The 20,990-nt window shown below is 68.8% G+C and carries 21 protein-coding genes and 1 riboswitch; of the genes, 12 read left to right on the forward strand and 9 right to left on the reverse strand.

What is annotated here, in order from left to right; all coding sequences use genetic code 11:
* Together AC1DGW_RS13605 and fabA are read right to left on the reverse strand one after the other, a co-directional pair.
* A partial coding sequence (locus AC1DGW_RS13605; protein ID WP_478023864.1) for a beta-ketoacyl synthase N-terminal-like domain-containing protein occupies positions 1-972 on the reverse strand: 972 nt, incomplete at its 3' end.
* Positions 972-1,487 (reverse strand): 3-hydroxyacyl-[acyl-carrier-protein] dehydratase FabA, encoded by a 516-nt coding sequence (fabA, locus tag AC1DGW_RS13610; protein WP_478023866.1) that lies wholly within the window; start codon positions 1,485-1,487, stop codon positions 972-974. The genes AC1DGW_RS13605 and fabA, both read right to left, overlap by 1 nt.
* Positions 1,488-1,678: 191 nt before the next feature.
* Here fabA and dinB point away from each other — a divergent pair, with 191 nt between their 5' ends.
* The 4 genes from dinB to AC1DGW_RS13630 all read left to right on the forward strand — a co-directional run bounded on the left by dinB (position 1,679) and on the right by AC1DGW_RS13630 (position 6,810).
* Positions 1,679-2,764, forward strand: coding sequence for a DNA polymerase IV (dinB, locus tag AC1DGW_RS13615; protein ID WP_478023868.1), 1,086 nt, complete (start codon positions 1,679-1,681; stop codon positions 2,762-2,764).
* Positions 2,765-2,816: 52 nt separating this feature from the next.
* Positions 2,817-3,464 carry a phosphoglycolate phosphatase gene (gene gph / locus AC1DGW_RS13620; RefSeq protein WP_478023870.1) on the forward strand — a complete coding sequence of 216 codons (648 nt, stop codon included), beginning with the start codon at positions 2,817-2,819 and terminating at the stop codon, positions 3,462-3,464.
* 152 nt (positions 3,465-3,616) lie between these two features.
* Positions 3,617-5,860 carry a TonB-dependent siderophore receptor gene (locus AC1DGW_RS13625; RefSeq protein WP_478023872.1) on the forward strand — a complete coding sequence of 748 codons (2,244 nt, stop codon included), beginning with the start codon at positions 3,617-3,619 and terminating at the stop codon, positions 5,858-5,860.
* Positions 5,860-6,810, forward strand: coding sequence for an alpha/beta hydrolase (locus AC1DGW_RS13630; RefSeq protein ID WP_478023874.1), 951 nt, complete (start codon positions 5,860-5,862; stop codon positions 6,808-6,810). Before AC1DGW_RS13625 ends, AC1DGW_RS13630 begins: the two co-directional genes overlap by 1 nt.
* 256 nt (positions 6,811-7,066) lie before the next feature.
* Here AC1DGW_RS13630 and btuB read toward each other — a convergent pair whose 3' ends face one another.
* Positions 7,067-8,923, reverse strand: coding sequence for a TonB-dependent vitamin B12 receptor (gene btuB, locus AC1DGW_RS13635; RefSeq protein WP_478023876.1), 1,857 nt, complete (start codon positions 8,921-8,923; stop codon positions 7,067-7,069).
* 115 nt (positions 8,924-9,038) lie between these two features.
* Positions 9,039-9,280: riboswitch (cobalamin riboswitch) on the reverse strand.
* A 133-nt stretch (positions 9,281-9,413) separates the two neighbouring features.
* Here btuB and cobT point away from each other — a divergent pair.
* The 3 genes from cobT to cobS are packed head-to-tail and all read left to right on the forward strand — an operon-like array spanning position 9,414 to position 11,811.
* Positions 9,414-10,484, forward strand: coding sequence for a nicotinate-nucleotide--dimethylbenzimidazole phosphoribosyltransferase (cobT, locus tag AC1DGW_RS13640; protein WP_478023878.1), 1,071 nt, complete (start codon positions 9,414-9,416; stop codon positions 10,482-10,484).
* The gene (locus AC1DGW_RS13645) at positions 10,481-11,071 is read left to right on the forward strand and encodes a histidine phosphatase family protein (protein WP_478023880.1); all 591 of its coding nucleotides are present in this window, start codon (positions 10,481-10,483) and stop codon (positions 11,069-11,071) included. Before cobT ends, AC1DGW_RS13645 begins: the two co-directional genes overlap by 4 nt.
* The gene (gene cobS, locus AC1DGW_RS13650; RefSeq protein WP_478023882.1) at positions 11,068-11,811 is read left to right on the forward strand and encodes an adenosylcobinamide-GDP ribazoletransferase; all 744 of its coding nucleotides are present in this window, start codon (positions 11,068-11,070) and stop codon (positions 11,809-11,811) included. Before AC1DGW_RS13645 ends, cobS begins: the two co-directional genes overlap by 4 nt.
* Before the next feature lie 24 nt (positions 11,812-11,835).
* Here cobS and AC1DGW_RS13655 read toward each other — a convergent pair whose 3' ends face one another.
* The 5 genes from AC1DGW_RS13655 to AC1DGW_RS13675 all read right to left on the reverse strand — a co-directional run bounded on the left by AC1DGW_RS13655 (position 11,836) and on the right by AC1DGW_RS13675 (position 15,438).
* Complete coding sequence (locus AC1DGW_RS13655; protein ID WP_478023884.1) at positions 11,836-12,210, reverse strand: TfoX/Sxy family protein; 375 nt, start codon at positions 12,208-12,210, stop codon at positions 11,836-11,838.
* On the reverse strand, positions 12,207-12,689 hold the full coding sequence (locus AC1DGW_RS13660; RefSeq protein ID WP_478023886.1) for a GAF domain-containing protein: 483 nt from the start codon (positions 12,687-12,689) through the stop codon (positions 12,207-12,209). The genes AC1DGW_RS13655 and AC1DGW_RS13660 overlap by 4 nt, the downstream gene beginning before the upstream one ends.
* Before the next feature lie 279 nt (positions 12,690-12,968).
* Positions 12,969-13,337 carry a phasin family protein gene (locus AC1DGW_RS13665; protein WP_478023888.1) on the reverse strand — a complete coding sequence of 123 codons (369 nt, stop codon included), beginning with the start codon at positions 13,335-13,337 and terminating at the stop codon, positions 12,969-12,971.
* A gap of 92 nt (positions 13,338-13,429) precedes the next feature.
* Positions 13,430-13,786 carry a 6-carboxytetrahydropterin synthase QueD gene (gene queD, locus AC1DGW_RS13670; RefSeq protein ID WP_478023890.1) on the reverse strand — a complete coding sequence of 119 codons (357 nt, stop codon included), beginning with the start codon at positions 13,784-13,786 and terminating at the stop codon, positions 13,430-13,432.
* 242 nt (positions 13,787-14,028) lie between these two features.
* Positions 14,029-15,438, reverse strand: a complete 1,410-nt coding sequence (locus AC1DGW_RS13675; RefSeq protein ID WP_478023892.1) for a DEAD/DEAH box helicase — start codon at positions 15,436-15,438, stop codon at positions 14,029-14,031.
* Positions 15,439-15,925: 487 nt separating this feature from the next.
* Here AC1DGW_RS13675 and AC1DGW_RS13680 point away from each other — a divergent pair, with 487 nt between their 5' ends.
* Both AC1DGW_RS13680 and maiA read left to right on the forward strand, forming a co-directional pair.
* On the forward strand, positions 15,926-16,915 hold the full coding sequence (locus AC1DGW_RS13680) for a fumarylacetoacetate hydrolase family protein (protein ID WP_478023894.1): 990 nt from the start codon (positions 15,926-15,928) through the stop codon (positions 16,913-16,915).
* Between the two features lie 147 nt (positions 16,916-17,062).
* A complete protein-coding gene (gene maiA, locus AC1DGW_RS13685) occupies positions 17,063-17,719 on the forward strand; it encodes a maleylacetoacetate isomerase (protein WP_478023896.1) in 657 nt (218 codons plus the stop codon).
* 81 nt (positions 17,720-17,800) lie between these two features.
* Here maiA and AC1DGW_RS13690 read toward each other — a convergent pair whose 3' ends face one another.
* Positions 17,801-18,934 carry a PilT/PilU family type 4a pilus ATPase gene (locus AC1DGW_RS13690; RefSeq protein WP_478023898.1) on the reverse strand — a complete coding sequence of 378 codons (1,134 nt, stop codon included), beginning with the start codon at positions 18,932-18,934 and terminating at the stop codon, positions 17,801-17,803.
* Positions 18,935-19,030: 96 nt separating this feature from the next.
* On the opposite strand from AC1DGW_RS13690, the gene AC1DGW_RS13695 reads away from it, so the two are divergent.
* The 3 genes from AC1DGW_RS13695 (at position 19,031) to AC1DGW_RS13705 (ending at position 20,903) form a co-directional block, all read left to right on the forward strand.
* A complete protein-coding gene (locus AC1DGW_RS13695) occupies positions 19,031-19,417 on the forward strand; it encodes a DUF4398 domain-containing protein (protein WP_478023900.1) in 387 nt (128 codons plus the stop codon).
* Positions 19,417-20,301, forward strand: a complete 885-nt coding sequence (locus AC1DGW_RS13700; RefSeq protein WP_478023902.1) for an OmpA family protein — start codon at positions 19,417-19,419, stop codon at positions 20,299-20,301. Before AC1DGW_RS13695 ends, AC1DGW_RS13700 begins: the two co-directional genes overlap by 1 nt.
* 383 nt (positions 20,302-20,684) lie before the next feature.
* Positions 20,685-20,903 (forward strand): HP1242/YdcH family protein, encoded by a 219-nt coding sequence (locus AC1DGW_RS13705; protein WP_056930865.1) that lies wholly within the window; start codon positions 20,685-20,687, stop codon positions 20,901-20,903.
* Positions 20,904-20,990 lie beyond the last annotated feature (87 nt).

Below are 20,990 nucleotides of genomic sequence, written 5' to 3' on the forward strand. Positions count from 1 at the left end.
CGAGGAGATCGGCGGCAACTCATCACCGAATACCTCGCGCACCGCACCCAGCTCCGTAATGTCTCCCAACGGCGTCGAGGTGCCGTGCGTGTTGAGGTAATCAACGCGACGATCCAGACCTGACAACGACATCTGCATGCAGCGTACCGCGCCCTCGCCGGAGGGGGCGACCATGTCGGCGCCGTCGGACGTCACGCCGTAGCCGATCAGCTCGGCGTGGATGCGTGCGCCGCGCGCGACGGCGTGGTCGTAGTCTTCCAGCACCAGCATGCCGGCACCGCCGGCGATGACAAAGCCATCGCGGTTGGCGTCGTACGGACGCGAGGCCTGGGCGGGAGTTTCGTTGAAGCCGGTGGACAGTGCGCCCATCGCGTCGAACATCACGCTCATCGACCAGTGCAGGTCCTCGCCGCCGCCGGCGAATACGACGTCCTGTGCGCCATGGCGGATCAGGTCCGCCGCTGCGCCGATGCAGTGCGCCGAGGTGGCGCAGGCCGCGGACAGCGAGTAGCTCAGGCCCTTGATGCTGAAGGCGGTGGCCAGGTTGGCCGACACCGTCGAGCACATCGTGCGCGGCACCATGTACGGGCCGACCTTGCGCACGCCGCGGTTGCGCAGCAGGTCGGCGGCTTCCACCTGCCACTGGCTGGAGCCGCCACCGGAGCCGGCGATCAGGCCGGTGCGGACATCGCTGACCTGGGCTTCATCCAGGCCGGCGTCGGCGATGGCGTCGCGCAGGGCGATGTAGCTGTAGGCCGCCGCGTCGCTCATGAAGCGCTTGAGCTTGCGGTCGATCTGCGCGTCCAGGTCGATGTCGACGCGGCCGCCGACCTGGCTGCGCAGGCCGGCTTCGGCGTGGTCGGGCAGGGCGACGATGCCGGAACGGCCTTCGCGCAGGGCGCTGGAAACGGTGTCCAGATCGTTGCCTAGGCAGGAGTTGATCCCCATGCCGGTGATGACGACGCGACGCATCAGAAGCTCTCGGTGGAAGTGAACAGGCCCACGCGCAGGTCCTTGGCGGTGTAGATCTCGCGGCCGTCGACCAGCATGCGGGCGTCGGCCTGGGCCATGACCAGCTTGCGGTTGATCACGCGGGAGATATCGATTTCGTACTGGACCCGCCTGGCGCTGGGCAGCACCTGACCGGTGAACTTGACCTCGCCGCAGCCCAGCGCGCGGCCGCGGCCTTCGGCACCCAGCCAGGTCAGGAAGAAGCCGGTGAGCTGCCACATCGCGTCCAGGCCCAGGCAGCCGGGCATCACCGGGTCGCCGATAAAGTGGCAGCCGAAGAACCACAGGTCCGGGCGGATATCGAGTTCGGCCCGTACCAGGCCCTTGCCATGCGGACCACCGTCATCGCGGATGTCGGTGATGCGGTCGAACATCAGCATCGGGTCGTTGGGGAGGCGGCCCTTGTTGGGCCCGAACAGCTCGCCGCGGGCGCTGGCCAGCAGCTGTTCGCGCGAGAACGCATTGAGACGGTTCATCGAAGCGGTAATCCGGAGCACGGAAACGTGGGTTAACGTCCGAGCATGCATGATGCGCGGGCTTTCAATCAACAGTTTTAACCGTACGCATCCGTAGTGTTGAAGGGAAAAGCCGGCATGTTCGTCGCAGATCGTACCGGTGCGTATGGGGCTCCGGGCTATGATGACGGCCCTTCGTCCCGCGGTCGACGTTGCTCGCCATGCGCAAGATCATCCACATCGACATGGACGCGTTCTACGCGTCGGTCGAGCAGCGGGACGATCCGGCGTTGCGCGGCAAGCCGGTGGTGGTGGCCTGGCGCGGGAACCGCTCGGTGGTATGCGCGGCGTCCTACGAGGCGCGCAGGTTCGGCGTGCGCTCGGCGATGCCGGCGGTGCGCGCCGAGCGGCTGTGCCCGGATGCCGTGTTCGTGCCGCCGGATTTCGCCCGCTACAAGGCCGTGTCGCGGCAGATCCGCGAAATCTTCCTGCAGCACACGCCACTGGTGGAACCGCTGTCGCTGGACGAGGCCTACCTGGATGTGACCGAGTCGCCGGCCTGCGACGGCATCGCCACCGAGATCGCGCGCACCATCCGCGCGCAGATCCGCGAGACGACCTCGCTCACCGCTTCGGCCGGGATCGCGCCGAACAAGTTCCTGGCCAAGATCGCCTCGGACTGGCGCAAGCCGGACGGCCAGTTCGTGGTGCCGCCTGCGCGGGTGGAACAGTTCCTGACGCCGCTGCCGGTAAGCCGCGTGCCTGGCGTGGGCAAGGTGATGGAAGGCCGCCTGGCGGCGCTGGGCATTGCCACCGTCGGCGACCTGCGCGGCCTGCCGCTGGAGCAGCTGGAGGCGCTGTTCGGCACATTCGGGCAGCGCCTGTACCGGCGGGCGCGCGGCATCGACGAACGCCCGGTCGAGCCGGACCAGCCGGTACAGTCGATTTCCTCCGAGGACACCTTCAGTGAGGACCTGCGGCTGGGCGAGTTCGACGAACTGATCGCCCAACTGGCCGCGAGGACCTGGCGCGCTACCGGGCGCACCGAACGCATCGGCCACACCGTGGTGCTCAAGTTGAAGACCGCGCAGTTCCGCATCCTCACCCGCAGCTTCACGCCCGATGCGCCGCCGGCCTCGGAAGAGGAACTGCGCGACATCGCGCTGGCCCTCTGCCAGCGTGTCCAGCTGCCGGCGGAGACGCGCTACCGGCTGGTGGGCGTGGGCCTGTCCGGCTTCCGCGACCGCGAGGATTCGGCAGTGCAGGGCGATCTGTTCCGCGACGCAGCCACCGACTGACGCGCTTCCGCGCCCGGCTACAATCGTCGGCTTCCTGTCATGGAGTGGATGCGTGGGCATCGCAGCGCTGGTATTCGACCTGGACGGCACGCTGGTGGACAGCGCCGATGACATCGCCGAAGCGGTCAACCGTACGCTGGACGACCTCGCACTACCGCGCGTATCCGAAGCGACGGTACGCAGCTGGATCGGGGAAGGCGTGCGCCGGCTGGTGACCACCGCATTGGCGCATGCCGGCAGCGCGCGCCCGCTGGACGGGGTGATGCCCGCCTTCATGTGCCACTACCGCGACTGTCTGCTGCGCAGCCCGCGCCTGTACGAGGGCGTGGCCGAAGCGCTGCAGCAGCTGCAGGCGCACGGCCTGCCGATGGCGATCTGCACCAACAAGCCATCGGCGCTGGTGCCGCCGCTGCTCGAGCATCTGGGCATCGCCGGGTACTTCGCGCACATCATCGGCGGCGACACGCTGCCGCAGCGCAAGCCGGCCGCCGAGCCGCTGCTGCATGCGGCCCGGCTGCTGGAACAGGCGCCGGCGCATTGCCTGATGGTCGGCGATTCGGCGACTGACCTAGGTGCGGCGAGTGCGGCCGGCATGCCCATCGTGCTGGTGCGTTATGGCTACCCGCGTGATCTCGACCTGGAAGCGGCCGGTGCGCTGGCAGTGATCGACGATCTGCGACAACTGGTCGCATGCGTATGAGTGCAACCGCCTCCTTCATTTGATGATAACGATTCTCGTTTGATGTAAAGTGCGCTGCATCCATGGCGACGCCATCCCGCGCGTCACGCCATCGCTGAAACGTCGCACCTCGAGCCGTCGCCAGAGGTCTATCCCCTGTCGAGAGGCTTTCCATGATCCGTGATCCCCGATCGCGGCTGGCGCTGCGCGCCCAGCCGTTCCCCCGTCATCCGCTTGCCGCCGCGCTGATGCTGTCGCTGTTGGCGATGGGCCCGGCCGTCGCCGACGAAGCGCCGGACGCCACCAACATCGACACCGTGCATGTCACCGCCGAGCAGATCGCGAGGCAGGCGCTGGGCACGTCGGTGATCACTGCGGTGGACCTGGAACGCATGCCGCCGGCCAACGACCTGTCCGAGGTCATCCGCCGCATGCCGGGCATCAATCTCACCGGCAACACGGCCTCCGGCGCCTACGGCAATTTCCGCCAGATCGACATCCGCGGCATGGGCCCGGAGAACACCCTGATCCTGGTCGATGGACGACCGGTCAGCGCGCGCGATTCAGTACGCATGGGCCGCAGCGGCGAGCGCAACAGCCGCGGCGACAGCAACTGGGTGCCGGCCGAGGCGGTGGAACGCATCGAAGTGCTGCGCGGTCCTGCCGCGGCGCGTTACGGCTCCGGCGCGTCCGGTGGCGTGGTCAACATCATCACCAAGCGGCCCACCGGCGACCTGGCCGGCTCGGTCACCCTGTATGGCAGCGTCCCGGAACATGGCGACGAGGGCGGCAGCAAACGCGCCGGCTTCCAGTTGTCCGGTCCGCTGGGCGAGCGTCTCTCGTTCCGGCTGTACGGCAACGCGGGCAAGACCGATGCCGACTCGCTGTACCTCAACAAGGATTTCGCCACTGGCGTAACCCCGCCCGCCGGGCGCGAGGGTGTGCGCAACCGCGACATCAGCGGCCTGCTGCGCTACGACATCAACGACGCGCATGTGCTGGAACTGGATGCCAGTGTCAGCCGCCAGGGCAACCTCTATTCCGGTGAGCGCGGTGTCGCCGGCGACGGCTTCCAGCGCCTGAACGACCTGTACGGCGCTGAGACCAACGTCATGCTGCGGCGCGCGTTCGGGTTGACCCATCGCGGCAGCTACGACTGGGGCACGTCGCGCCTCAGTGCGGCCTACGACCACACCGGCAACACCCGCTTGAACGAAGGTCTGGCCGGCGGCCCGGAAGGGTCGATCAACGAAGGCGCGACCTTCTCCACCTCGGACCTGGCCTCCACCCGCGTCGATGGCGAGATCAACCTGCCGCTGGCCTGGGGCGGCATCGAACAGGTCGCCACGCTCGGCTTCGAGTACCGCGACGTGCGCCTGGACGACCCGTATTCGATGACGCAGAGCCCGGGCAGCGGCGGCGGCATCCCCGGCGTGGGTGAAGGCCGCTTGGGGCGGAGCGACCAGCAGTTCGCCGCGCTCCATGCCGAGGACAACCTGTACCTGGGCGAGCGCTGGACCGTCACCCCGGGCCTGCGCTTCGACCATCACTCGCAGTTCGGCAACAACTGGAGTCCCAGCCTCAACGTGCAGTTCAAGCTCGCCGAAGACTGGGCGCTCAAGGGCGGCATCGCGCGCGCGTTCAAGGCGCCCAACCTGTACCAGGCCAATCCGAACTACCTGTATTACACCCGCGGCAACGGCTGCCCGGTGCTCAGCCCGAACATGGGGTCGGGCTGCTATGTGATGGGCAATGCCGACCTCGACCCGGAAACCAGCGTCAACAAGGAGATCGGCATCGAGTGGGCGCCGGATGGCGGCTGGCACGCGTCGTTGACCTATTTCCACAACGACTACAAGGACAAGATCGTCGCCGGCCAGGAGCGCATCGGCCTGACCAACGATACGAAGGGCCAGGTGTTCCAGTGGAGCAATGCGCCGCGGGCCATCATCCGCGGCATGGAAGGCAATCTGAGGGTGCCGCTGCTGGCGGGAGGCGATGTGCTGTCGTGGAACAGCAACGTCACCTGGATGATCGAGAACAAGGACAGGAACAGTGGTCAGCCGCTGTCGATCATCCCGCGCTATACCGTCAATACCTTCCTGGACTGGCAGCCCGGCGAACGCTGGTCGTTCCTGCTGGCCGGCACTTTCTACGGTCGCCAGGAAGCGGCCACGCAGTCCAGCACCACGGGCGCGCCGTTGCCGCCGGATACGCGCGAGGCCTACGACCTGTGGAGCCTCAGCGGGCAGTACCGGATCACCCCGGATGTGCGGCTGGGTGCGGGCGTGGCCAATCTGTTCGACAAGCGCCTGTTCCGCGAAGGCACCACCAGTACCAGCGCCACCGGTGCGGGCGCGGCGACCTACAACGAACCCGGACGCAGCTTCTGGGTGAACCTGACGGTCGGCTTCTGATGGGGAATACGGTTCGGACAACCGGCTGGACCGCGCGGCTGGCGCCGTTTCTCATCGCGTTGCTGGTCGCTTTGCCGGCAGGGGCACAGCCCGATCCCGGTGCGCGCGTCGGCCAGACCGTGGCTGACGCGCGCCTGCGCGGGTACCGCTTCGAGCGGCTTTCCATCGCCTCGGCCGACGGCCAGCGTCACTACCGCGTGCATCTGGCGGTGCCGACGGGCGCCACGCCGGCGCACGGTTTCCCGGTGGCCTGCATGCTCGACGGCAATGCGGTGCTGATGGCGTTGGAGGCGCCACTGCTGGAGCGGTTGGCAGCCAGTGCGCGTCCGCCGGCGCTGGTCCTCATCGCCCACGACAACGACCTGCGCATCGATGGCCCGGCGCGCACGCTGGACTACACGCCGCGGCGTGGCGAAGGCGGGGGCGAGGAGTTCGATGCGAGCGGCAACGGCCGCCGCAGCGGGGGCGCCGACGCGTTCCTCGCGCTGATCGTCGAACGGATCATGCCGGCGGTGCGGCAGCGCGTCGCCATCGACGAGGGCAGGCGGATGCTGTGGGGCCATTCCTATGGCGGGCTGTTCGCGCTGCACGCGCTCGCCACGCGCCCGGATGCCTTCACTGATTACGTGGCGGTCGATCCGTCGCTGTGGTGGGGCGAAGGTTTCATCGTCGATGAGCTGGAGCGCGCCGCGCCGCGGCATCCTGCCGTGTCGGCACGGCTGTGGTTGATGCGGGGCGCACCGGTGGATTCCCGCAGTGGCGACAAGGCGGGCCCGGGCGGGCGCGGTGCGGGCAATGCCGAGGCCGGCAGGCGGCTGGATGAGGCAGTCGCCGACACGCCCGGCATGGAGGTGCGGTACGTGCCCCTGCCCGGTCTGAGCCATGGGCAGACATTGGGTGCCGCCATCGCGCCGGCGCTCCAGGCGCTGGCGGTCGACGCATCGCCGTAGCGCCGGGCCTGCCCGACGGTGGCTCTGCCAGCGATGCCCACCGGAGCAGGCCCCGCTTCCCCAGGCAGGCCGTTGCCATGCCCTTGGCGCCGGGCTGTTCGAACACCTGTCCGATGGGGCCAATCCCGGCCGGTCCGGTTTGCAGCCAGGCGGGTCCTTCAACCCATGGCGTGCTGTTGCATGCCGGCATCCGCATGAAACACCAACGCCCCGGCATGGTGGCCGGGGCGTTGGTGGATCGCCTGTCGCTGGCTTTTCAGAGCGAGCGGTAGCGCAGGGTCAGCTGGTACTCGCGGCCGGGCTGGTTGTACCAGGCCACGGTTTCATATTCGCGGTCGAACACGTTGGCCGCCTTGGCCTGCAGGCTCCATGCCTCGTTGATGGCGTATTCCACGCGCAGGTCCACCGTGCCGTAGCCGGCCAGGCGCAGGCTGTTGGCGGTGTTGTCGAAACGATGGCCGGTGCCGGTGGCGGTCACGCCCACGCGCAGCGCGCCGAAGCCGCGGTCCACGTCGAGGCGGCCGCTGGTACGGGCGCGGCGCGGCAGCCAGTTGTCGTAGCTGGTCGCGCCGCTGGTGTGGTCGCGCGGATCGGTGAAGCTGGCCTGCGCATTGATGTCGAACCCGGCCAGCGACACGAAGCCGGTCAGCTCCGCGCCGCGGATGCGCGCCTTGGCGATGTTGTACGGCGTGTAGGTGCTGTCCAGCGCGATCAGCTGGTCGATGCGCGTTTCATAGGCGTTGAAGGTCCAGTTCCAGCCCTCGGCGTACTGTGCGATGCCGACGTTGACGCTCTTCGATTCTTCCGGCTTCAACGCCGGATTGCTCGACCACGGGTAGTACAGGTCGTTGAAGGTCGGGGCCTTGAAGCCGGTGCCGGCGCTGGCGGTCAGGCGCAGGCCGTTGCCGAAGGCGAAGCCGTAGCCGAGGCTGCCGGTGGTGTGGTTGCCGAACTGCTCGTTGTCGTCGTTGCGTACGCTGGCCTGCAGCGCATGCGCGCCGAACTGGCCCTGGTATTCGACGAACACGCCGGTGTTGTCGCGGCTGTCGATCGCATAGGCCGTGGTGCTGGTGACCTCGTCCTTCTGCCAGTCGGCGCCGGCGGTCAGCTGCTGGCCTTCGGCAAACAGGAAGTCGCCCTGAACACTGGCGGTGTCGCGGCGCGTGTCGAAGGTGGAGACGAAGCTGCGCTTGCCGGCCTGGACGAAGTAGCTGTCGGCCTGGTCGTTGTTGCGGCCGACCTGGGCGGACAGGCGGAACGCCTCGCTGGGCGTCCACAGCAGTTTGCCGCCATACACCTGCTGGTGGTTGTCGGCCTCGTTGCCGCTGTAGATGCTGCCGTCGTATTCGTTGCGGCTGCTGGCGTCGAGCACGTGGCCTTCCACGCTCAGGGTCTGCGCCAGCGCGTAGCCGCCGCGCACGTTGAGCGAGGTGTTGCGGTAGCCGTCGCGGTCGGGTTCATCGACGTAGCAGCCCTGGAACAGCATGGCCGAGCCATTGCAGGCGTTGATGCCGTCGGTCTCCTGCCAGGCGCCCTGCGCCGAGACCCAGCCACGTTCGCCGCGGTTGCTGAAACCGGCGCTGGCCTGGCGCAGGTTGTGGCTGCCGGCGGTCAGCGCCAGGTTCTGCTGCAGGCCCTTGCCGGCGCTGCGGGTGAAGATCTGGATCACGCCGCCGATCGCCTCCGAGCCATACAGGCTCGAACGCGGTCCGCGCACGATCTCCACGCGCTCGATCTGGTCGATGGGCAGGTCCTGCAGCGCCGGCATGCCGCTGGTGGCGGCGCCGATGCGCACGCCGTCGACCAGCACCAGCACCTGATTGGAGGCGGTGCCGCGCATGAACAGCGAAGTGAGCTTGCCGGTGCCGCCCTGGTTGGCGAAATCCAGGCCGGCGCGGCCGCGCAGCAGGTCCAGCACCGAGCCGGCCTGGCTGCGGTCGATCTGCTCGCGGTCGATCACCTGCACCGGCACCACGCTGTCGGCGATGGAGACCGGCGTGCGGGTGGCGGTGACCACGACATCGTCGAGCTCGGTGGGTGCCTGTTCGGCAGCGGCGACGCCCGGCAGCGCGAGCGCCAGGGCGAGGGAAAGGGTGTGGTACGGCAGTTTCATGGGAACTCCTGGATCCGCGCGCTCCCGCGCGGACGGACGGTGGGGGCTGCCAGGAGAAGGGAGTACGACGGAGCGCGCGCACGGCGTCACTGCCGCCGCCATGCCCTCCGCATCGCAACCAGTCGGCTTCCGGGCCGGTCTCCGGGCTCGCAGGCGAAGCGTGTCGACGCTTCCGTCCAGGCGCCTTCCCGTGCGGTGGATGCACAGTGGCGGTATGCCTGTCCTTGTCCTGCTTACCGTTGCGGGGGCAGCGCCGGAATGGCGCGTGCAGGGGCATCCCTGGCATGCGCGGCACCGGCTTCCCGTTTCAACCGGCCGGAGCAAGTCCGGCCGGTCACCCGAAAGTGCGCGCATTCTATGCCATCGCCCGCTCCGCCGCCCGCTCCGCCCGATGGCGGGCGGGCATCGCCGGATTGGCGCCCGGCACGGCACATCGTGGAAGCGGCCCGCGCCCTACAATGCGCGATTGCAACGCGGTATCGGAACACACGTGACAGAAGCATGGTTCACCCGGCCCTGCCCGGCGCCTTCGCAGGCGCACCGGCAGCACGCCATCGCCCGCCAGCGGCAACTGACCAAGCCGGAGGGCGCGCTGGGACGTCTGGAAACACTCGCCATCGAGCTGGCCGCCCTGCAGGGGCGTGAGCAGCCGCAGGCTGCGCGGGTGCCGGTGCTGGTGTTCGCCGGCGACCATGGCGTCGCCGCACAGGGCGTGTCGGCGTATCCGGCGGAGGTGACGGTGCAGATGCTGCGCAACTTCGCCGCCGGCGGTGCTGCCATCGCCGTGCTGTCGCGCGAACTGGGGTTGCCGCTGCATGTCTGGGATGTGGGCAGCCTGGCCGATAAGCCGGTGGCCGGCGTGACCTGCGACAAACCGCGGCGTGGTACCGACGATTTCAGCACCGGTCCGGCGATGACGCCGGCCGACCTCGATGCGGCCTTCGCCGCCGGCCGGCGCGCGGTGGAAACCGCTTGCGGCGACGGCGCGGACCTGCTGCTGCTTGGCGAGATGGGCATCGGCAACACCACCGCGGCCAGCGTACTGGCGGCGGCGCTCGGGCCATTGCCGCTGGTGGAGCTGGTCGGCGCCGGCACCGGCCTGGATGCGGCGCGCATCGCCCACAAGCAGGCCGTGACCGCACGTGCGCTGGCCCTGCATGGCGACGCGATCGCGGCCGCCACCGATCCCGGTCGTGAAGCCCTGCGCCGCGTCGGCGGGTTGGAGATCGCCGCACTGGCCGCGGCCATGATCGCCGCCGCCCAGCGCGGCGTGCCGGTGCTGGTGGACGGTTTCATCGTTTCGGCCGCGGCGCTGGCCGCGGTGCGCATCAATCCATCGCTGCGGCCATGGCTGCTGTTCTCGCACCGCTCGGCCGAGCGTGGCCATGCGCTCATACTCGGGAGCCTGCAGGCCGAACCGCTGCTGCAGCTGGATCTGCGCCTGGGCGAAGGTTCCGGTGCCGCGCTGGCGCTGCCGCTGCTGCGGCTGGCCTGCGCATTGCACAACGGCATGGCGACCTTCGCCGAAGCTGCTGTCGCCGAGCGGAGCGCCGCGCCATGATCCTGGACCTGATGCGCCATGCCTCCACCGGCCGCCAGGGCCATCTGGATGGCCGCACCGATCCGCCGTTGCTCGACGGCGCGATGGATGCGCTGCTGCGCTGTCATGGCGGCGGCCAGTGGAGCCGGGTGATCGCTTCGCCGCGGCGCCGCGCGCTGGATACCGCCACCGCGCTGGTCGCTGGCCGCGACCTGTTCTGCGAGATCCACCCGGATTGGGCCGAACTGGATTTCGGCGACTGGGACGGTCGCCATTACGACGAGATCCCTGCCGAGCTGCTGGCCGGGCTTTACGACGCACCGCACGCGGTGGTGCCGCCCAATGGCGAGAGCTGGCAGCAGTTCCAGTCGCGCATCGACGCGCAGCTGCAGCGACTGCTTGACGAGGACGAAGACGACGGTGCCGGGCCGGTGCTGGTGGTCAGCCACGCCGGCGTGCTGCGGCTGGCGGTGTCGCGAGCGTGCGGCATGCCACTGGCAGCCTTGTGGGCGATGCGCATCGACTACGGCACCCGCGTGCGCCTGCGCGTGGAGCGTGGCGAGGACGGCCAGTTGTGGGGCGAACTGCTGGAGCTGTGCCAGCCATGAGCGTGCGCCGGCTGATCCTGGCCATCCAGTTCCTGACCCGGCTGCCGACGCCGCAGGTGAAGGATTTCCGCGACGACGACCTGAGCCGCGCGGCGGTGTACTACCCGTTGGTCGGCGCGCTCATCGGCGTGCTGCTGGCTGTGCCGCTGTACCTGATCGCCGATCGTCCCTGGTTGGCCGGCGTGCTCACGCTGCTGCTGTGGGTATGGGCGACCGGTGCATTGCACCTGGACGGGCTGGGCGACGTGGCCGACGCTTTCGGGGCCGCGCACCGCGATCCGCAGCGCTTCCTCGAGGTGCTCAAGGATCCGCATATGGGCGTGTTCGGCGTGGTCACGCTGGTGATGCAGCTGCTGCTCAAGTTCGTGCTGCTGACCGAACTCGCCGCCGGTCCGCTGTGGTTCGGCATCGTACTGGTGCCGGCGTGGGCGCGTTGGGGCACGCTGTGGTGGAGCCGCCTGCTGCCTTCGCTGCATGGCGCGGGCATGGCCGAGCGCTTTTCCTGGCAGCTGAGCCTGCGCTCGATGTGGCTGTGGGCGCTGCTGCTGGCGGCGGTCACCGCTTTCGTCGCCTGGCCGCTGTTGCTCGCGCTGCTGCTGGTGCCGCTGATCGCGGCCTGGTGGCGGCGCCGGCTGGGCGGCATTTCCGGCGATTGCCTCGGCGCCAGCGTCGAGGTCACCGAAAGCCTGCTGCTGCTGGCGCTGGTACTGCTGGGCGGCGTCGCACTGCCCCTGCCGTAGCTGCCGGGCTGGCAGGAGGCCGCTTCAATCCTCGCCGAAGCGGATCTCGCCGGTGTCGTCGCCGCTGTCGTCAGGGGCCATATCGGGTTGCATATGGGTCTCGCGCACCGGCCCGGCCATCTGTCCGGCGCGTGCGGTCGGCAACCCGCCGGCCGCGGTTTCGTACTCGGCGACCAGTTGCTGGCGGCGTGCCTCCGGCACTTCCTGCCAGTGGCAGCCGACCAGCGCGCCCTCCAGCGAATAGAGCAGGTTGAGACTGGGCTTGAAGCCGGCGCGGCGTACCTTGACGAAGGCGCCAACCGCGCCGACGGCGGCCAGGTCCTCGGCGCTGCGCAGCCCCACCTGGCGCAGCCACGCCGCGCTCTTGGGGCCGATGTTGCGCAGTTTCAGTGCGCTCATGCCAGCGCCTCGACAAATACCTGGGCGATGGCTTCCAGCCCCGCCTGGTCGTCGGCATCGAAGCGCGAGGTGACCGGGCTGTCCAGGTCGAACACGCCGACCAGCGCGCCGTCATGGACCAGCGGCACCACCAGTTCCGAACGCGAGGCCGAGTCGCAGGCGATGTGGCCCGGGAAGGCGTCCACGTCTTCCACGCGCTGGGTCTGGCGGGTGCTGGCCGCCGCACCGCACACGCCCTTGTGCAGGGGAATGCGCACGCAGGCCGGCAGGCCCTGGAACGGGCCGACCACCAGCTCGGTGCCGTCGAAGAAATAGAAACCCGCCCAGTTGAGCTGCGGCAGCGCGTGATACACCAGCGCCGAGAGGTTGGCGGCGTTGGCAATGCGGTCGGTTTCGCCATGGACGAGCGCGCGGGCCTGGGCCAGCAGCTGGGCGTACTGTTCCGGCTTGCTGCCGGTGAGCGTGGTGGCACTGAACATGCCCAGAGTCTAACCGCTGCCCGCCGGCGGTGGTTCCGCGTGGCGCTCGCGGGAACGGTTCCTGACGGTCGTCCGTTGCTGGCCGGAAGAGGCGAGGCCAGCGATGGCGGCGATAGAGAAATCGCCGGGAGCGATTCCCGATACTCCCTGGCAATCGCCTGAAGGGGCATCGACAGGATGGCGACGACAAAAAGAAAGACCCGGCAACGGGAGAGAGGTCGTTGCCGGGTCCGGACAGGGCGCGGGGGAGGGGGTTCCGCGCGCTGTTGAGAGGGTGCGTCAGCTGGCCTTGGCGCGTGGGCGCCTGGCGGTACTGCTCTGGAACGGTTGCCCGGCCAGTTCGGCCAGTGCCTGCCCGGTCTTCAGGCCCAGGCCAGCGATTTCCTGCCCGGCCGTCGCCAGCCGCTGCAGGTTTTCCTGCGCCACCTGCAGGCCCTTGGGCAGCAGCGACGGCAGGTCGGCCTGCGGGCCGGGTTGCGCCAGTTCGCCGAGGAAGCCGGCGGTGGCGTTGGCATTGCGTTCGAAAGTGCGCAGCTGCACGCCGAACGCGCTTTCCGCGTTCTCCAGTGCCAGCCGGTTGGCGCGATTGGCCAGTGCCGCGAACTGCCGGGTGTAGCCGCTGATACCGTCGTCGAACCGGGCAGCCATGGCCGTGCTCCGTCATTTGTTGCGACGCAGCATAATGCCGGGTGCGGTAGTGCGGAAGCCCGGCGCCTGCCGCCGCCGGGGAATCGTTCAGGTCAGCTGCCGCGGTAGCGGCAGCCGGAGGTGCAGGTCTCGTGCACGGTCACCGCGCTCAACTGCGGCAACGCCGGCCTGAGCCGGTCCCAGATCCAGATCGCCAGGCGCTCGCTGGTCGGGTTTTCCAGCCCCGGGATGTCGTTGAGGTAGTGATGGTCGAGCTGATCGTAAAGCGGCTGGAAGGCCGCCTTGATGTCGCCGAAATCCATCACCCAGCCGGACTCGGCGCCGGGTTCGCCGCTCACCTCCAGGCGCACGCGGAACGAGTGCCCGTGCAGGCGCGCGCACTTGTGGCCGGTCGGGACGTTGGGCAGCCGGTGGGCGGCCTCGAGGGTGAAATCTTTGAAGATATCCATGCCGCGATTGTAACGGTCAGAGCAGGAAATCCCTTGCGCCGGAAATCGATCCGCTCAGGGGAATGAAGGGGACGCATGCGCTTTCCGCCATATCCGCATGAAGGCAGGTGACGGGCCCACCTGGAGCGTTGGATACGGCTTGTCCTTGTCCTTGTCCTTGTCCGGGGCCGGCCCTCCGCAGGGCTAAGGAAAAGGAAACGGCCGCAATGCGGCCGTTTCCTTTCTCCGGTACCGGGCGTCGGTCAGACCGCGCTGTTCGGCCGTGATGCGTTGCCGCGGCCACGGCCGCCGCGTCGGCGGCGTGCCGCACCGGCCGGCTGGCCTTCGCGGCGCTGGCTGTTGCCTTCGCCACGCGGCGCGCCGGAGGGCGCGCCCGCGCCGCCACGGCGCTGGCTCGGATTGTTGTCGCGGTGGCCGGCAGGGCGGCCACCGTTGCCGCGACGCGGCGGACGTTCGCCGCCCGGCTGCTCGGCCTTGCCGGGGGCGCTGTTGCCCCAGCGGATCGGCGTCTGCGGCTCGAAACCGGCCACGTCTCGGATGTCCATGTCGCGATCGAGCAGGCGCACGATCTGGCGCAGGTACTTGGCGTCTTCCTGCGCCACCAGCGAGACCGCCTGGCCGCTGGCGCCATTGCGGCCGGTGCGGCCGATGCGGTGCACGTAATCCTCGGCCACCATCGGCAGGTCGTAGTTGATGACCTTGGGCAGCTCGTTGATGTCGATGCCGCGGGCGGCGATGTCGGTGGCCACGAGCACGGTGACGCGGCCGGCCTTGAAGTCGCCCAGCGCGCGCAGGCGCTGGCTCTGGCTCTTGTTGCCGTGGATCGCCGCGGTCTTGATGCCGGACTTGTCCAGGAACGTGGCCAGCTTGTCGCTGCCGTGCTTGGTCTTGGCGAAGACCAGGGTCTGCTCGCGCGAATCCTGGGCCAGCAGGTGCAGCAGCAGTTCGCGCTTGCGCCCGGCATCGACCGGGTGCACACGGTGGGCGATGGTCTCGGCCACGGTGTTGCGCGGGGTCACCATCACCTCGCGCGGGTTGCGCATGAATTCCAGCGCCAGCTGCTTGATCGGGTCGGCGAAGGTGGCCGAGAACAGCAGGGTCTGGCGGTTCTGCTTGGGCAGCTTGGCCAGGATGCGCTTGATCGAGGGCAGAAAACCCATGTCGAGCATGCGGTCGGCCTCGTCCAGGATCAGCACCTCGATGCCGGACAGATCGACGCTGCGGCGCTCCAGGTGGTCGATCAGACGGCCCGGGCAGGCCACCAGCAGGTCCACGCCACGGCGCAGGATGTCGAGCTGGTTGCCCATGCCGACGCCGCCGTAGATGCAGGTGCTGGGGATGCGCAGGTACTTGCTGTAGCCGCGCAGGCTGTCATGCACCTGGGTGGCCAGTTCGCGGGTGGGGGTGAGGATCAGCGCGCGCGGCCGGCGCGGGCCGCTGCGCACTTCCTGCGCCGAGGTGGCCAGGTGCTGCAGCAGTGGCAGGCCGAACGCGGCGGTCTTGCCGGTACCGGTCTGCGCGCCGGCCAGCAGGTCGTGGCCTTCCAGCACCAGCGGGATCGCCTGCTGCTGGATCGGGGTGGGGTTTTCGTAGCCCTGCTCGGCGAGCGCGCGCAGCAGGAAGGGCGCAAGGCCCAGATCTTCGAACGACATTGGAAACTCCGTGATGGACGCGCCGGCCAGCAAAGGCTGGCGCTGGCGATCGGCATGACCGACCGGCTCGGAGCGTTCCCGTGTAACCGCGCTGCGAGGTGGGGTGCGACCGGCGCAGGCGCGCAGGCCGGAATGCATGACGAAAGGCGTCGGAGTGGGAGCGGGCGGGCGGATTCCCCGGGAGGATCCTGCGCCGCCGGTAATCCCCGAGGGAAACGGACGGCCGCTGGCAGACCGCGATAGTCTAAGGGATGTTCGGGAGCGGTACAAAAACCCCTGTTCAGGTATGGTCAGGGTGCCAGGGGTTTCCCGGCGCCCTTGGGGAATGGTTCCGTTGCCGGCCCCGGAGGGCGCAACGTGCAGGCCGGGCGGGCGCCCGCCATTGCGCGCATGCCTGATGGCCCGGCGTTCCTTCCGCGGCGCTGGTCGTTGTCAGACTATTCGTTACAATCGAAACTTATTTTCCGACCCTGAACTGGATGCTCCGATGAAGCTTGGTTCCCTGAAGGAAGGTGGCCGCGACGGCACCCTGATCGTGGTCTCGCGCGACCTGACCCGCGCCGTGCGTGCCACCGGCATCGCCGCCACCCTGCAGCAGGCGCTGGAGGACTGGTCCAACGTCGCACCGCGGCTGAACGCGCTGTCCGAATCGCTCAATGGCGGCGATGCCGACGGCGTGTTCGACCTGGACATGCAGGCGCTGGCCGCGCCGCTGCCGCGCGCCTACGAATTCGTCGACGGCAGCGCCTACCTGCCGCACGTGGCGCGGGTGCGCAAGGCGCGCGGCGCCGAGGTACCGGAAACCTTCTACACCGATCCGCTGATGTACCAGGCCACCAGCGCCGGCTTCCATGGCCCGCGCGACGCGGTCAAGGTGATCAGCGAGGACTACGGCATCGACCTGGAAGCCGAGATCGTGGTCGTCACCGACGACGTGCCGATGGCGGCGACGCCGGAGCAGGCCGCTGGCCACATCCAGCTGGTCGGCCTGGTCAACGACGTCAGCCTGCGCAACCTGATCCCGGCCGAACTGGCCAAGGGCTTCGGCTTCCTGCAGTCCAAGCCGCGCTCGGCGCTGAGCCCGGTGTTCGTCACCCCGGACGAGCTGGGCGAAGCCTGGCAGGGCAGCAAGGTGCACCTGCCGCTGGTGACCCACATCAACGGCGAGTGGTTCGGCGCGCCGGAAGCGGGCGTGGACATGCAGTTCGATTTCGCCCAGCTGGTGGCGCATGCGGCCAAGACCCGCCCGCTGTCGGCCGGCGCCATCGTCGGCTCGGGCACCATCGCCAACGAGGACACCTCGCTAGGCGCTTCCTGCTTCGCCGAGCGCCGCACCGTGGAAACGCTGCGCGACGGCAAGCCGTCCACGCCGTTCATGAGCTTTGGCGACGTGGTGCGGATCGAGATGTTCGACCGCGCGGGCAACAGCATCTTCGGCGCCATCGAACAGCGCATCGAGCAGGCTGCGAGGCCCTGAGGACAGTGCGTGCATCCGCCGGTCCGTGGGCACCCGCGCGCGGACCGGCGCGAGGCGTTCCCGGCCGGCGGCGCGATGGACCGACCGGCGGTGCGGGCCACCCCATCGCCGGCGGGTAAGGTGGCCTGCAGGCAACAGGAAACGGACATGCAACCGGCATTGACGCTCTACAGCTACTGGCGCTCCAGCGCCGCCTATCGCGTACGCATCGGCTTGAACCTGAAAGGCCTGGACTACGCCATCGCACCGGTGCACCTGGTGCGCGACGGCGGCCAGCAGCATGCGCCGGCCTACGCCGCGCTCAACCCGCAGGAACTGGTGCCGACGCTGCGCGACGGCGAACAGGTGCTGACCCAGTCGCTGGCGATCCTCGAATACCTGGAAGAAACCCATCCGCAACCGGCCCTGCTGCCGGCCGACGCCGCCGGCCGTGCGCGGGTGCGCGCGCTGGCGCAGCTGGTGGCCTGCGACATCCACCCGCTCAACAACCTGCGCGTGCTGCAGTTCTTCGACCAGGAATGGAACGTGCCGCAGGCCGAGCGCGACGAATGGATCCTGCACTGGATGCGCACCGGCTTTTCCGCGATGGAAACCGCGCTGGCGGGCTCGACGCAGACCGGCCGCTTCTGCCATGGCGATGCGCCGGGGCTGGCCGACTGCTGCCTGGTGCCGCAGCTGTACAACGCGCGCCGCTTCCACCTGGACATGGAGGCTTTCCCGACCCTGCGCCGGATCGAGGCCGCCTGCCTGGCGCTGCCTGCGTTCGACGCCGCGCGGCCGGAGAACCAGCCGGACGCCGCCTGATCGCATCGCGGAAGGACAGCAACAACGACAAAGCCCCGCCGAAGCGGGGCTTTGCGATGCGCCATCGAAGGCGTGATCCGCTCAGAACCCGTGGGTGATGGACGACGGCGCCGCCGCCGCGGAGAAATCCGCGTAGGGGTCGTGTTCGCCGCTGGCGCCTTCGGACAGCCGGAACTTGAGCGCCAGCCCGTCGCGCGAATCGGCCGCGCGCAACGCTTCTTCCTGCTCGATCAGCCCGTCCTTGGCCAGCCGGAACAGGCACTGGTCGAAGCTGTGCATGCCTTCCTCCAGCGACTGCTCCATGGCCTGCTTGATCTCGTGCACCTGCCCGCGGCGCAGCAGGTCGCGGATCATCGGCGTGTTGATCAGGACTTCGGTCGCTGGCCGACGGCGGCCGTCGGTGCCCTTGACCAGGCGCTGGCTGACCACCGCGCGCAGGTTCAGCGACAGGTTCATCAGCACGTTGCGGTGCGCACTCTCGGGGAAGAAGTTGAGGATGCGCTCGATGGTCTGGTCGGCATTGTTGGAGTGCAGGGTGGCCAGGCACAGGTGGCCGGTTTCGGCAAAGGCAATCGCCGCTTCCATCGTCTCGGCGTCGAGGATCTCGCCGATCAGGATCACGTCCGGCGCCTCGCGCATCGCGTTCTTCAGCGCGTTGTGGAAGGCATGGGTGTCCAGCCCGACCTCGCGCTGGTTGACGATGGACTGCTTGTGCCGGTGCAGGAACTCGATCGGGTCCTCGATGGTGAGGATGTGCCCGGTGGTGGTGGCGTTGCGGTGGTCGATCATCGACGCTAGGGAAGTGGACTTGCCCGAGCCGGTGGAGCCGACCACCAGCACCAGGCCGCGCGGGGTCATGATCACGTCCTTGAGCACGTCCGGAAGCTTCAGCTCCTCGATCGAGGGAATCCGGTTCTTGATCGCGCGGATCACCATGCCCACTTCGCCGCGCTGCTTGAACACGTTCACGCGGAATCGGCCCACGTCGGCCAGCGCGATGGCCATGTTCAGCTCCAGGTCGCGCTCGAACTGCGGTACCTGGCCCTCGTCCATCAGCGAGTAGGCGATCTTCTTGACCATGCCCGGCGGCAGGCCGGTATTGCCCAAGGGATAGAGCTTGCCCTCGATCTTGATGTGGACAGGCGCTCCCGTGGTCAGGAACATGTCCGAAGCGTTCTTTTCGGTCATCAGCTTCAGGAAATAGCCGATATCCATGGATGCGATTCCCCGGGCAATGGCCGCCCACCGTTGCAAGCACACGGCGGCCTTGACGACAATGGCCGCGCTCAACACTTTCGCGACGGCTCCCCAATGAAACCTAGCTTCGCACACTTGCGACACCTCCTGTATGTGACCGCGTGCGCATCTGCGCTCTGTGCCAGCGCGATGGCGCAGGATCCGGCCGCGGCCGACCTGCTTGCCGCGCAACAGGCGGTGGAACGCGCCGACCGCGCCGACGCCGACCAGTACGCGCCGGACACCATGGCCTTGGCCCGGCAGCAGCTCGAACAGGCCCAGCGCGCGGCCGGCGACCGCCGCGAGCGCAAGCAGGCGCCGTTGCTCGCGCAGCGCGCCACGGTCGACGCCGACCTGGCCCGCGCGCAGAGCGAGGAAGCCGTGGCGCTGGCCACGCTGGCCCAGCGCAAGGCCGAGGTGGAACGCCTGCAACGCCAGCTGGCGACCGGGGAGGGACACTGATGGGTATCCGCACTCTGCTCGTGGCCGGCCTGCTGGCCATGCCGATGCTGGCGTCCGCCGCCGCCGAAGACCCGGCGGTGGCGATGTTGAACCAGCGCCTGATCGCGCTGCAGGCCGACACGCGTACCACCGACCTGGCGGCGCTTGAACGGCTGCAGGCGCAACAGGCGATCGGCGTGCTGGCCAAGGCCAAGCGCAAGGAGCTGGACCAGGCGCGCTACCTGGCCGAGCGCCGGGTGACGATCGCCGAGACCAGCGCACGTGCCGAAGCCGCCCGCCGCGAGGTCGACCAGCTCGAACGCACGCGCAGCGAACTACTGGTCGAGGCCAGCCGCCGCGAAGCCGCGCGCGCGCGTCAGGAGGCCGAGCGCCTGCGCGTGCAGGCGCAGATCCAGGCCGAGGAGACCGAACGCATGCGCCAGGCCGCCGAGGCCGAGACGCTGGCCAGGCAGGATGCCGAGGCGGCGTTGACCAGCGTGGCGGGCAAGCAGGCGGCGCGGGTGAACTCGGCCCAGCAGAATGCGGCCAAGCTGGCCCGCGAAGAGGCCGAGCTGGTCTCCGGACAGAAGCTGCCGGCCTCGAAGTTCGACAACCGCGGCGAGATATTCACCCTCGCCGGCGACGCTTTCGCGGCGGGCCAGGCGACCCCGTCCAGTGCCGCGCGCGACCAGCTCAAGGCATTGGCCGAGTACCTGAACATCGGCAGGAAGGGGCGGGTGACCATCGAGGGCTACGACAGCGCCAACGGCGTCGGCCAGCGCCGCGCGCAGGCGTTGAAGGATGCGCTGGTGGCGGCTGGCGTCGGCGCCAACCGCATCCAGGTCAGCGGCAAGAAAGCCGCCGCCACGCGCGCGCGTTCGGCCGAGGTGATCGTCGCGCCGTGATGCGTGCCGACACCCATGGAGTGGGGCGTTGTCCCGCTCCGGCACTACCGGTTGTGTTCCTCTGACGGGGGCCATCTGGTACCGCACGGGCGTGCCGAGAAGGCAGGACGTGCGGCCGTTCCTGAACCTTTTCAGGCTCTCTCTGCTCCCCTTGCCGGAACCTTTTTTCAGGCGTAGGGTCAATCGTCCGGGCGACATTCTCGTCGTCCGGACAGCGGAGGACCGGGCCAGTGCAACCGTGGCGCGAACCAGTACCAGACAGCTTCCGGGGAATGGACCGGAAGGCGGCTGAAGGTTCGGCCGTGCCCCGCCCGGATCTCCATCCCGAAACGCCCCGTGCCGCAAGGCCGGGGCGTTCGTGTTTCCGCATGTAGGAGGTAGTCATGTTCGAAGGGCAGCCGCAGAGTGAGATCGACGCGTTGATCAAGGTCAACCCCGAGTTCAAGCAGCTCTATCAGCAGCACCAGAAGCTGAACAAGAAATGCATGGATGCGGAACTGGGAGTACTCCCCATCGACGATGTGACCCTGGGGCAGATGAAACGCGAAAAGCTGCTGGCCAAGCAGAAACTGCTGCGGATCTATGAAGACCGGCTCAACTGAACCTTCCCCACGCTGAGTCTTTCCGTCGCGGGCAATGGCGGCCTCCTCGTCGGTCGCCATTGCCCGCGTCACTTGCGCAGAGGCGGG

The organism is Stenotrophomonas sp. 05N423 (assembly GCF_056397145.1).